This window comes from Streptomyces olivochromogenes (assembly GCF_021538895.1).
Taxonomy (GTDB): Bacteria; Actinomycetota; Actinomycetes; order Streptomycetales; family Streptomycetaceae; genus Streptomyces; species Streptomyces olivochromogenes_A.
Genome location: NZ_JADDRL010000018.1, coordinates 81,633 through 93,234 on the forward strand (window position 1 = coordinate 81,633; position 11,602 = coordinate 93,234).

Annotated in this window: 13 protein-coding genes; 6 read left to right on the top strand and 7 right to left on the bottom strand. The window is 69.9% G+C overall.

The genetic code is table 11. From position 1 onward, the window contains the following. The first annotated feature begins 123 nt into the window (after positions 1-123). On the top strand, positions 124-1,692 hold the full coding sequence (locus tag IPZ69_RS11800) for a sodium:solute symporter family protein (RefSeq protein WP_235454017.1): 1,569 nt from the start codon (positions 124-126) through the stop codon (positions 1,690-1,692). A gap of 203 nt (positions 1,693-1,895) precedes the next feature. Here the strand turns inward: IPZ69_RS11800 and IPZ69_RS11805 are convergent, their stop codons facing one another. Both IPZ69_RS11805 and IPZ69_RS11810 read right to left on the bottom strand, forming a co-directional pair. Beyond that, positions 1,896-3,035, bottom strand: coding sequence for an ADP-ribosylglycohydrolase family protein (locus tag IPZ69_RS11805; protein WP_235454018.1), 1,140 nt, complete (start codon positions 3,033-3,035; stop codon positions 1,896-1,898). Positions 3,036-3,131: 96 nt separating this feature from the next. Beyond that, positions 3,132-3,869, bottom strand: coding sequence for a TetR/AcrR family transcriptional regulator (locus tag IPZ69_RS11810; protein WP_235454019.1), 738 nt, complete (start codon positions 3,867-3,869; stop codon positions 3,132-3,134). A 105-nt stretch (positions 3,870-3,974) separates the two neighbouring features. Between IPZ69_RS11810 and IPZ69_RS11815 the strand changes: the two genes are divergently transcribed. Continuing rightward, the gene (locus tag IPZ69_RS11815) at positions 3,975-4,976 is read left to right on the top strand and encodes an alpha/beta fold hydrolase (protein ID WP_235454020.1); all 1,002 of its coding nucleotides are present in this window, start codon (positions 3,975-3,977) and stop codon (positions 4,974-4,976) included. A 23-nt stretch (positions 4,977-4,999) separates the two neighbouring features. On the opposite strand, the gene IPZ69_RS11820 is transcribed toward IPZ69_RS11815, so the two are convergent. The 4 genes from IPZ69_RS11820 to IPZ69_RS11835 form a co-directional block, all read right to left on the bottom strand. Beyond that, positions 5,000-5,260 carry a hypothetical protein gene (locus IPZ69_RS11820; RefSeq protein ID WP_235454021.1) on the bottom strand — a complete coding sequence of 87 codons (261 nt, stop codon included), beginning with the start codon at positions 5,258-5,260 and terminating at the stop codon, positions 5,000-5,002. Continuing rightward, positions 5,257-5,604 carry a DUF6247 family protein gene (locus tag IPZ69_RS11825; protein WP_235454022.1) on the bottom strand — a complete coding sequence of 116 codons (348 nt, stop codon included), beginning with the start codon at positions 5,602-5,604 and terminating at the stop codon, positions 5,257-5,259. Before IPZ69_RS11825 ends, IPZ69_RS11820 begins: the two co-directional genes overlap by 4 nt. 111 nt (positions 5,605-5,715) lie before the next feature. After that, on the bottom strand, positions 5,716-6,522 hold the full coding sequence (locus IPZ69_RS11830; RefSeq protein ID WP_235454023.1) for a helix-turn-helix domain-containing protein: 807 nt from the start codon (positions 6,520-6,522) through the stop codon (positions 5,716-5,718). Between the two features lie 226 nt (positions 6,523-6,748). After that, entirely contained in the window at positions 6,749-7,165 is a 417-nt protein-coding gene (locus tag IPZ69_RS11835) for an ATP-binding protein (RefSeq protein WP_235454024.1), read from the bottom strand. A 111-nt stretch (positions 7,166-7,276) separates the two neighbouring features. On the opposite strand from IPZ69_RS11835, the gene IPZ69_RS11840 reads away from it, so the two are divergent. Continuing rightward, positions 7,277-8,089 (top strand): helix-turn-helix domain-containing protein, encoded by an 813-nt coding sequence (locus tag IPZ69_RS11840; RefSeq protein ID WP_235454025.1) that lies wholly within the window; start codon positions 7,277-7,279, stop codon positions 8,087-8,089. After that, entirely contained in the window at positions 8,086-8,271 is a 186-nt protein-coding gene (locus IPZ69_RS11845; protein ID WP_235454026.1) for a DUF397 domain-containing protein, read from the top strand. The genes IPZ69_RS11840 and IPZ69_RS11845 overlap by 4 nt, the downstream gene beginning before the upstream one ends. On the opposite strand, the gene IPZ69_RS11850 is transcribed toward IPZ69_RS11845, so the two are convergent. Beyond that, positions 8,255-10,651 (bottom strand): tetratricopeptide repeat protein, encoded by a 2,397-nt coding sequence (locus IPZ69_RS11850; RefSeq protein WP_235454027.1) that lies wholly within the window; start codon positions 10,649-10,651, stop codon positions 8,255-8,257. The genes IPZ69_RS11845 and IPZ69_RS11850 overlap by 17 nt on opposite strands. A gap of 90 nt (positions 10,652-10,741) precedes the next feature. Between IPZ69_RS11850 and IPZ69_RS11855 the strand changes: the two genes are divergently transcribed. Beyond that, positions 10,742-11,236 (top strand): DUF2165 domain-containing protein, encoded by a 495-nt coding sequence (locus IPZ69_RS11855; RefSeq protein ID WP_235454028.1) that lies wholly within the window; start codon positions 10,742-10,744, stop codon positions 11,234-11,236. Positions 11,237-11,373: 137 nt separating this feature from the next. Continuing rightward, positions 11,374-11,583, top strand: coding sequence for a hypothetical protein (locus IPZ69_RS11860; protein ID WP_235454029.1), 210 nt, complete (start codon positions 11,374-11,376; stop codon positions 11,581-11,583). Positions 11,584-11,602 lie beyond the last annotated feature (19 nt).

Consider the following 11,602-nt stretch of genomic DNA (forward strand, 5'->3'; position numbering starts at 1 on the left):
AACGAAGGTCACCACGACGAACATTTTTACTTGCTCTTGACCTTCCGCTTCCTTGCCGTGTGTCCACGTTCGAAACCAGAGTTCACATGCCTGACCCTGGCTGCGAACCCTGGAAGGGGACACATGAACGGTCTCGACTGGGCCGTGCTCATCGGCTACTTCGGAGTGATGGTCGCGATCGGCGTCTGGTCGCACAAGCGCGTGGACAACGTCTCCGACTTCTTCACGGCCGGCGGCAAGATGCCCTGGTGGCTGTCCGGCATCTCGCACCACATGTCGGGCTACAGCGCCGTGATGTTCACCGGGTACGCGGGCATCGCCTACACCTACGGCGTCACCTCCTTCATCACCTGGTCCTTCCCCATCGCGCTCGGCATCGCCATCGGCTCGAAGCTGTTCGCGCCCCGCGTCAACCGGCTGCGCTCCCGGCTCCATGTGGCCTCCCCGCTGGAGTACCTGAAGAACCGCTACAACCTGTCCACGCAGCAGGCGCTGGCCTGGTCCGGCATGCTGCTGAAGATCGTGGACGTGGGCGCGAAGTGGGCCGCGATCGCGACGCTGCTGTCGGTGTTCACCGGCGTCTCCCTGAACCAGGGCATCCTCATCACCGGCGCGATCACGGCCGTGTACTGCACGATCGGCGGCCTGTGGGCGGACGCGCTGACTGAACTCGGCCAGTTCGCCATCCAGTTCGTGGCCGGCATCGCCATGTTCGTCGCGGTCGTGCTGAAGCTGAACGACAAGGGCATCGGCTTCTTCGGCGCCTGGGACGAGCCGGCCCTGCACGGCCACGACAAGCCGCTGGTCGGGCCATACGGCACGGTCTTCCTGCTCGCGTTCCTCTTCATCAAGCTCTTCGAGTACAACGGCGGCATGCTCAACCAGGCCCAGCGCTACATGGCGACGGGCAGCCCCCGGGAGGCCACCCGGTCGGCGCGGCTGTCGGCGGCGCTGTGGCTGATCTGGCCGGTGGTCCTGTTCTTCCCGATGTGGATGTCCCCGCTCCTGGTGCACGCCCAGAAGCCGGACGGCTCCGACTCCTACGGCCTGATGACCGAACAGCTGCTGCCGCACGGCCTGTTGGGCCTGGTCATCGTCGGCTTCTTCTCGCACACCATGGCCATGTGCTCCTCCGACGCCAACGCGATCGCCGCCGTCTTCACCCGGGACGTGGCGCCCGTGCTGTCGGCGCGGGCGCGGGCCTGGAACGAGCGGTCGGGCCTGATCGCGGCCCGGGTGACGACCGTCGTCTTCCTCGGCCTGTCCATGGCGGTGGCCACCCAGGTCAACTCGCCGACGTTCAAGGACATCATCACCGTCGTCATCAAGTGGGTCGCCGGTCTGATGGGCCCGATCGCGATCCCGATGATGCTCGGCCTGCTGCGCCCGTTCCGCCGCTCCGGACCAACGGCCGCGCTCACCAGCTGGTCGATGGGCCTGCTGGCCTTCTGGCTGGTCAACTACCCGATCAACTGGAACGTGGACGGCGGCGTCCCGCTCCAGTACCAGGTCTCCATACCGCTGGCGGTGTCCCTGGTCCTGTACATCCTGATCGGCTACATCAAGCCGGAGGACACCCCGGAGCGCATGGCGATCATCGAGCGGGTCAACTCGGACGACGACGGCGCGGCGGCCACGGTACCGGCTCCGGCCACGGCGACCGGCGGCCTCGGCACGACGGTGAAAGACTAGGCCCTGTCGTCAAACTCCCGTCTGCCCCGCGACGCCATGCACGCTCCCCCAAGCTCTTCGAGCAGGGGGGACCCCCACTCGCCGCACCGGGCCCCGACCCAAGTACGTCCAGTACGAGGGACGAGGCCCGGCACACCGAGAGCACGCACCTGACGCCGCGAGGCCCGCCCTTCGGGCGGACGACGCGAGTTTGACGACAGGACCTAGCGCCCGTCCGGCGGAGGCTGGGCCCCCCTCGGATACCTCGCAAGCCACCCCGGCGACGACCCGGCGGGGCCGTGCAGTGCCGGTCCCTGGGTCATCTCCATCGCGAAGTCGTCGGCCAGTTCCAGGATCGTGGGGCGGCCCTCCAGTTCGGCCAGCCAGGCCGGCGGGAGGGCCGTCTCTCCGTGCAGGGCACCGAGCAGCCCGCCGGTGAGGGCGCCCGCGGCGCCGGAGGGGCCGGCCTGGTTGACCGCCAGGCACAGTCCGTGCCGTACGTCCTCCCCCACCAGGGCGCAGTAGACGGCGGCGGCCAGCAGACCGTCCGCCGCCCCGTCGCCCGCCAGCTCCTCGACCCGCGCCGGGGTCGGCATCCCCTGCCGCACGGCGCCCAGCGCGTACTGGAGGGCGTCCGAGACGGGCTGGTGGCCGGGGCGCGCGGCGAGCAGGGCGAGCGCGCGCTGCACGGCGCCGTCCAGGCTCTCGCCGCGGGCCAGCGCGTGCACGATCACCGCGTACGCGCCCGCCGACAGATACGCCGCGGGGTGACCGTGGGTCTGCGCCGCGCACTCCACCGCCAGCTGCGCGACCAGCTGCGGCTCCCAGCCGACCAGCAGTCCGAAGGGGGCGGAGCGGGCGACCGCCTCCGGGCCCAGTTCGCCGGGGCTCTTCGGCGCCTCCAGCGTGCCCATGTTCTCGTCGCCGAAGCCGATCAGCAGCGCGCGCGAGGGATCACGGCGGGCGTACAGCCACTCCTCGCGGGCCAGCCAGCCGTCGTCCTTGCGGCGCTCGTCCGGTCCCCAGTCCCGCTGGGTGGCCGCCCAGCGCAGGTACGCCCGGTGCAGATCCGTCGGCGGGTGCCAAGCGCCGGTGTCGCGGCGGACCTGGGCGCGTATCAGCCCGTCCACGGTGAAGAGGGTGAGCTGGGTGTGGTGGGTGACGGCGCCGCGCCTGCCGTACCCGAAGGTCAGGTCGACCAGGCCCTCCACGCCGTACTCGGCCCGGATCTCCTCGGTGGTGAGCCCGTCGACCGGGGCACCGAGCGCGTCGCCGACGGCGCCCCCGAGCAGCGTGCCGCGCACCCTGCTGCGGAAGTCCTGCTGTTCGGCGCGGCCCCAGACGGCACCGGATGTCGCAGTCACCAAGACCTCCTCACGGCACCGTCCGTACGTACGACAGCTCAGCACTGTAATCGACCGGGGACGATCGGTTCACGGGGGCAAATCGCCCCTGCCCTGTCATTCCCGTACAGCGATGAGCGCTTCGACTCCGTCCAGGATCCGGTCGAGGCCGAAGTCGAGGGGGTCGATTCCCGCCGGGCCGAAAGCACCCTCGGAGATGGCCCGGGTCAGGGCCGGGAACCGGTCCGCGTGACGTTCGAGCAGCTCACTGGTGAGGCGGCTCCACTCCCGGTCCTCGTCCGCGTCGAAGTCGACCAGCTGCTGGGCGAGGCTGCGCACCAGGCCGACGACGAGGACGAAGACCTGGTGCCGCTGGGCCGCCGGCAGGCCGGTCGGCGCCAGGGCCGCGTGTGCCGCGTCCAGCCAGCCCAGCTGGTGCGGACCCATGACCTGGCGGCGCATCGCGGTGGCGGCAAGCACCCAGGGGTGGGCCCGGTAGAGGTCGAGGCACCGGCTGGCCCACTGCCGCGTCCCAGCTCGCCAGTCGCCCTCCGCGGCTGAGAGGTCGGGGACCTCGGCGAGCGTCGACTCGATCATCAGCTCGATCAGTTCGGCCTTGCCGGGCACATAGCGGTAGAGCGCCATCGCCGAGACGCCGAACTCGGCGGCGACCTTGCCCATCGAGACCGCGTCCAGTCCCTCCGCGTCGGCCAGCTCCACGGCGGCCGCGGCGATCCCCTGGGGAGACAGCTTCGGCTTCGGCCCCCGGGTGGGCTGCTCCTGCTCGCCCCACAGCAGCGCGAGGCTCGCCCGCGGATCGCGCGGCTGGTCCTGCTCCTTGTTCCGGGCGGCCATGCGGTTCCTCCCCTTGGTCGCAGCGAAGCCCGTTGACTCCGTCCACCAACTGTATATACCGTAAACACAACTGCTGACGATATAAACAGTTTAGGGGGAACACTCATGCTGCTCACTTACCGCGCCCTCAAGCGCAGGTCCCTCGCGAAGAAGCTGCGCATCACCGCCCCGAACGGCATCGACGAGTTCGGCTACGTCCGGATCGGCGGCATCGACCAGTGGATCTCCATCCGCGGAGACGACCTCGCCAACCCGGTGATCCTGGAGGTCCACGGCGGCCCCGGCGCCTCCAACCTGATCTTCATTCCGCGCACGCGGGCCTGGGAGCGGCACTTCACGATCGTGCGCTGGGACATGCGCGGGGCGGGCAAGACGTTCATCAACGGCGACCAGGGCGAGATGACCCTCGACCGCCTCTATCGCGACGCCCTGGAAGTGACGGCGTACGTTCGCGCCCGCCTCGGCGTCGACAAGCTCCTCCTCGTCGCCAACTCCTTCGGCACGATCACCGGCCTGCGCCTCGCCCGCAACCACCCCGAGCTGTACTCCGCCTATGTCGGCACCGACCAGAACATCAACGAGGGCGGCCGCGACGACTCGGCGCACCAGGCTCTGCTGGCCCGTCTGGAGAAGGCCGGCAAGCGCAAGGAGCTGGCCGCCGTCAGGGAGATGGGACCGGACCCGTCCGCCTGGACCGCCCGCCAGTGGGCGAAGCACTCCAAGATCGTGGTCACCACCGATCCCCTGACCTTCGACACCATGAAGACCGTCGTCGTGCGCTCCCTGTGGTTCTCACCCCTGCACACCCTGCGCGGGCTGCGCTCCTACCTAAAGGGCATGAACTTTTCCGAGCAGCTCGGCCCGCAGGCCATGACCGTCGACGAGTACGCCGAGGGCACCGCCTTCCGGCTCCCCTTCTTCGTCTTCCAGGGCGACAGCGACGTCCTCACCCCACCGGAGCCGGCCCGCCGCTTCGTCGCCGAAGTCACCGCCCCGGTCAAGGACTTCGCCCTGATCCGAGAAGCCGCCCACTTCGCGTCCTTCCGGCATCCGGACCAGTTCCTGAACCTGATGCTCACCAAGGTGCGGCCGGTGGTGACCGGGTAGTCGGTCAGCGGGTGAGCCCGGTGTCAGCCGTACCAAGTGACGTTGCAGACGTAGACACACTCATGACGCGGCACGGGCAGGAAGCTGATGAAGCCGCGCCCACCGAGGATGTCGAACTCACGCAGGCCGCCCTCCCGGTCGAGCGGCCTGCCCACCTTGACGGAGTCACGACCGAGCGCGGCCAGTTCGGCGGCCAGCCGTTCCACTTCCGCCACGACTCCCGTCGGCAGGCCTCCCGTGACGTACTCGGCACTGGGGTTGTAGTCCCAGGCCCAGTCCGTCACAGCCCGGCCTCCGCCTCGGCCGCCTCCCGGATCGAGCGGATCTCGGTGATGGCCGCTGCCGGGTCCTGCTCCCCCGCGTCCACGATGCGCTCCAGCTCACGCAGTCGGGCGGCGCGTTCCGGATGCCGCTCGATGGCCACGAACACCGCCCAGGAGTGCACGAAGGCTCGCAGCGGCGCGAGGCTCTGGGTCTGCTGTGCGTTCGTCGTGGCTTCGAAGAGGTGCTGGGTGAGGGCCGGGACACGGCTCGGTGCGATGCGCGCAACGGCCGCCCGTAGCGCATCCGGCGTGAGCTCGGGCATGGGGATCAGCGGTTCGTACGGGCCGTCGGTCTGGGCGCTCACGGTGACCTCCGGTGCGGGTGGCTCGGTCCTCGTACGGTACCGGTGGATTCGGCGGTACGGCGCTGACGCGGCGCTTGCCATCGGGCTCACCCCTTCCTGTTCCCAGGTCTTCTACGCCGCAGCGCCGGACGCGCGGCAGTCACGGCATCGGCCCGGCTGTGGGGCCCGGAAGGCTCGGTCGCAGCCGTGGCAGGTCTGCAGGGGGTCCGGGCGGCTGGGGCTCGCTGGTGGTGGCGCGGTCGGAAGGAGCGGGGGCAGGAGGGCCGTGAGGCGGTGGGCGAGAAATGCCGCCGGGTGCAGGATCGGCTTCTCGGGCAGGCCGGTCGTCAGCGTCCGCGCCACGGCGGTGGGTGGCACTCCGCGTTCCAGCCAGGTGTCGACGGCGGGGGCCAGCCGCTTCACGTCCCGTTCGGTGAGCAGCAGCCGGGAGTCACGGGCGCGCAGGCCGGCAAGCAGGTCGGCGGCCGCGCGGTGCGGCGCCGGGGAGGCGGGAGCGGGTGCCTCCGGGGCCGGGCGTCGCGGTTCGGGGGCCGGGGCGGCCGCTGCGGCCACCGCGAGCCGGGGCTTGTTGTACGAGGTCGTCCGGGTCGTCACTTGTCCCGATTGAAGACGCTCCCTGGCACGCGTGAGGTAACCGTGTTCCTCCAGCTCCCGCAGCGCGGCGGCGATCCGGATCTCACCCTCGGGGAACTTGGCCGCCAGCGCCTTGATCCCGATGGGCGTTCCGGCGGGCAGCGACTGGATGTGGGCCGCAAGGCCGATCGCCGTCAGCGACAACTCGGGGTGCTGAGCCAAGTGATTCCCGATCACGGTGAAGTTGTCGTGATGCGGTTCGTTGACGTGAATGACACCGGAGTGGGAATGCCCGGCATTGCCGGACTTCGCGCGCTTGGGCGCGTTACGCTTCTTGCCAGTCATCGGGAAGGTGCTTTCTTCCTGGGTGATCAGGCCCTCGCAATGGGATGCCAGTCCCGGCGGGGGCCGATGCATGTGCGGGCTTGTCACGGCTGACGCTGCACCACAACTGCACCGCCGCGCCAGTTGCGTTGGGCATATTCACTCCGGCGGGTGATCGACGGGGACGGTAGGGACGGGTTCGGTTCTTTCCCCGGTTCTTTGGTCTTTGACGTCGGGAGCCACCGGGTCACGACTCCCCGCGACCCGGGCGTCCCGGTACGAGTTCCGCCCACACCGTCTTGCCGTGCGCGGGTGTCTCGTCCACGCCCCAGCGGTCCGCGTACGCCGCCACGATCCGTAATCCCCGCCCGGTTTCCGCCTCCTCGCCCGCCGGAACCTGGATTCGCGGGATCCGGTCACCCCGGGCATCGGTCACCTCGATACGAAGGGTGCCGTCGTCGTGCAGCTTCAGTCCGAGCCGGAAGTCCCTTCCGCTGACGCGCCCGTGGAGTACGGCGTTGGCCGCCAGCTCCGCCACCACATGCGCGGCCTCCCCGAACGGCACGCCCCACTCGTCCAGTTGGCGCTCCGTCAGTAGGCGCGCGAGCCGGGCACCCCTTCGAGTGGCGGACAGCTGGATCCGGAGGTGGGATTTCTGGTTCATGTCACCCAGAGTGGCCATCCGTCCCTACCCTGAACAGCAACGACCCCGGTACGTAACGTCACTGTCCGGGTCGTCCGCGTGATCGTACGGCTCGTACATCGGGAGGGAAGCGTGGAGGACGAGGAGACCGAGGCCGTACTCAAGACGGTCGGGCGGCAGGTGAAGATGTGGCGGGAGTCCGCCGGGCTGCGGCAGGCGGAACTCGGGACGGCCATCGGCTACGGCGAGGAGATGGTCTCGTCGGTGGAGCGCGGGCGGAGGATTCCCCAACCCGACTTCCTGGACAAGGCCGATGAGGCGCTCGGAGCGGGCGGAAAGCTCTCGGCCATGAAGAAGGATGTCGAGGAGGCGCGGTATCCGAAGAAGGTTCGGGATCTGGCGAAGCTGGAGGACGAAGCCGTCGAGCTCGGCGCCTACGACAACCACCAGATTCACGGCCTGCTGCAGACCCCGGAGTATGCCCAGGCGTTGTACGCGATGCGACGTCCCGCGTACACGGAGGACGAGATCGAGCGTCACGTCGCCGCGCGCATGGCACGCAAGACCGTGTTCGAGCGCGTACCCCGGCCGCTCCTCCCCTTTGTCCAGGAAGAGGCAACGCTGCGGCGGCCGATCGGGGGCAGAATGGTGCTGCGACAGCAGCTCGAACACCTGTTGGAGATCGGCAAGTTGAGGCATGTCGAGATCCAGGTGATGCCCACGGATCGCGAGGACCACGCGGGCATGGCGGGGCCGATCCGCCTGCTGAAACTCCAGAACGGCAAGACACTGGCGCACTGGGAGGCCCAGCTGTACAGCCGAGTGATCAGCGATCCTCGGGAAGCCCAGATCCTGGAGATGCGCTATGGAATGATCCGGGCGCAGGCCCTCTCACCCCGGGAATCGCTGGCCTTCATCAAAAAAGTACTGGGAGAAGAGACATGACCGCCCTGGAGTGGTTCAAGAGCAGCTACAGCAGCAACGACGGGCCCGATTGCGTCGAGGTCGCCATAGCCCCCACCACCCCCACCATCCACGTCCGCGACTCCAAGGACAGGCACGGCGCCCGGCTCACGTTCACGGGCGTCTCGTGGACCGAGTTCGTGGCCTTCACCGCGGAGCGTTGAGCCTGGCCACGGTCGTGGCGCGTTGATTCTGCGCCCAGGGGTACGACGGATTGAGTTCCAGGGCCCGGTCCAGGTCGGCCAGTGCTTCCTCATGGCGGCCGAGGTTGGACAGGGCAGCGCCCCTGCTCGCGTACGCCGACGCGTACTCGGGGTCGATGGCGAGCGCGCGATCGTAGTCGGCGAGGGCCTCCTCGTTCCGTCCGGCCACCCGCAGGGCGTCACCGCGTTCGCAGTGGCCCCAGCCCCAGTCGGGCCAGATGACGAGGGCGCGATCGAGGTCGGCCAGCTGCCGGTCGTGGTCGCCGAGGCCGCGCCAGACCCGGGCTCGGCGGCCGAGCGCCCAGGCGTAGTCCGGTTTTAGTTCGAGCGCGCGGTCGAGGTCGGCCAGGGCCGCGTCGAGATCGCCGCCGCGCTCGTGGGCGGCGCCGCGCGAAGCCCGGGCGAACTCGCTGGCGGGGTCACGGAGGATGCCTTCGGTCAGGTCCCGGAGCGCCTCGTCGTGGTGGCGCAGGAGGCGGTGGTACTCGCCGCGCAGGATGACGTTGTACGGGTTGTCCGGCTCCAGCGCGACCACCCGGTCGAGACCGGCGACCGCGGCCTCGTAGTCCCCCAGCCCGCCCCGGGTCGCGGCCTTCGCGCGATGGGCCCGCACCAGGTCCGGGTCGAGGGCGAGGGCACGGTCGTACTCCTCCAGCGCCCGCTCGTGGTCGCCCTCCCGCGCGAAGGTGTCGCCCCGCACTGCCATCGCTTCCGCCCGCCACGGCTCGTCGCCCCGCGCGCGATCCAGCAGCAGCCGGAGCGCCTCGGCCGGCCCGCTCCCCGCGAGCATGTCCGCCAGCCCGCTCCCCCAGGTCCGCACGGCCTCCGCGTCCGTGTCCTCACCCGCCTCGACCAGGATCCGCGCCCAGCGCAGCGCCACCTCGTCGCCCTGCCCGCAGGCGTGGACGACATCGGCCAGGATCGCGGGCAGTGCGGCCCGGGGCGCCGCGCACAAGGAGTGGTAGGACTCCGCGAGCCGCAGCTCCCGCCAGTCCGCGTCCGCCCACCGGCGCAGGAGGCCCAGCCCGGCCTCGGCCTCTTCCCGCCAGCGCCCGAACACCTCCGCGAGCCGTCCGTGCCGCTCGGCCCACCCCCGCGGCGACCGTGTCCGTTGCAGCCGCAGCATCGGCGCCCGTACGACATCGTGGTACCGCAGCCGCTCCCCGCGCCCGTCGACGAACGGCAGCCCTCTCAACCACCCGTACAGCGAGTCGAGTTCGGTCTCCTCGCAGTCCACCACCGCCCGGAACACGTCCCCGTCCAGCCGCCGGGGCAGCGCGCAGGCCAGGGCGACCCTGCGCCGTACCGGATCCGGCTCCCACTTCAGGAACCGCTCCACGGCGTCCGCGCTCGGATCGCCCACGTCGTCCGGATCGGCGGGCCGGGCCTGGGCGAGGGTGGAGACGAGCACCGGCAGTCCGCCCGTCAGCCGCAGCACCTCGGCGACCACCGGCTCGTCCCGCACCCCCCGGTCCGCCAGCAGCCCCCGCGCCTCCGCCTCCGTGAACGCACCGAGCGGCACGTCGGTCATGAAGTCCGCGAAGCCGCCCCAGCGGGCGGTGTCGAAGGGGCGCTGGCCGGAGGTCACCACGACGACGTTGGCGGGCAGAACCCCGTACCGGTCGGTGGTCATCACCTCGTGCAGCCAGCCGTCGAGGAACGGCCGGGTGCGCTCGTAGGTGTCGAAGAACAGGACCAGCCACGGGACCGCCGACGCGACGGCGGCCAACTCGCCCAGCAGCACCGGCGTCAGCACCCGCTCCGGGGACAGCACCAGCTGTACGTCCTCCTGATTGCGGAAGCGTGCGCTGAGCCCGGCGCGCAGCCGGTCCGCGCCCTGGGCGATACGGTCCGCGTCCAGCGCCGGCGCGAAGGCGCCGGCCACCGGGACGAGGCCGAGGCCCACGAGGCCGGCCCGGGCCAGCGCCAGGCTGCCCGCCGACGGCTCGTCCGGTTCCGGTACGGCGACGGCGGCCGCCTCGGCCTCGTGCCGCCGCTCGCGGTGCGCGGCCAGCATCCGGTCCAGCTCCTTCAACCGGTGGCCTTGCGCCCCGAGTTGGCGGCCGATCACGGTCATCGTCTCCGGCACGCTGCCGGCGCCCTCGTCGACATACACGGTCAGCGCGCCGAGTTCCCGGGCGATCTGCTCCAACTCGCGTACCAGAAAGGTCTTTCCGACCCCCGCATTGCCATGCACATGGAACAGGAACCGATGCCGCTCGTCCTCGGGCGGGATGCCGAAGTTCGCCCGGAACGCGGCCCGTTCGGCCCCGCGCCCCACGAAACCGGCCCTCCTGCGCCGGCCGATGAGTTCCTGCATCGACGGCCGCGCCTGCGCCATCCGTCCGTCCCCTCCTCCGGAGCCAACGCCCCGTCATTCTGGCTCAATCCGAGCGGCACGCGGCGGGTCGGGCTTGGAAAGATCACTTCTATGGCCACTCCCACCTCACGCGCCCTTCGCCTCTCCGCGGCCCTCCTCACCGCCACCGTCGCCCTGTACATCTCCCTCGTCGCCCTGGGGAACATCACGGACTTCGGGACCAATCAGCAATTCGTTCAGCATGTTCTCGCCATGGACACCACGTTCAAGGACGACGACCTGATGTGGCGGGCGATCACGAGCAAGGGGCTTCAGGACGCCGCGTACGTCGGCATCATCGCGTGGGAGACGGTCGCGGCGCTCGTGCTGATCGCCGGGACCTGGTTCTGGGCGCGGCGCGAGCACGACCGCGCCCGGCAGCTCTCCACTTACGGGCTGCTGATGATCATGCTGCTGTTCGGTGCCGGGTTCATCGCGATCGGCGGAGAGTGGTTCTCGATGTGGCAGTCGAAGACCTGGAACGGGCTGGACGCGGCGACGCGGGTGCTCGTGCTCGCCGGAATCGGTCTGGTCGTCGTGCAGTTGCCGGAGCGGTCGGCCGACTGACGGTATTTCCCGCCGGGTTCCGAGAATTCCCACCGGCAAGTGTGACTGTATGAGTTACCACTTGCATATTTCGCGGGCATGATGAATGGGCACATAGTAAAGGAGGAATGCCGGAATATCGAACAAGGAGGTTCGTCATGTCCTGCCCCCCGTCAGTGGATGCGCGCAAGGCGCTGGATTTCCTCAGAACAAGTGGACTGGTCGATCTGAGCGCTCCCTTGGAGCGTGTGGTCGGCCAGGTCAGCCAACTGGACGATGTCGCAGGTTATGTGCTGGCCTGGGAGCGGTATGTCCTGGTCGTCGCCAACGAAGTAGCCGACGAGGTCACGTCGCCCGCGGGCAACTGACCCACTGAAATCCACTCAA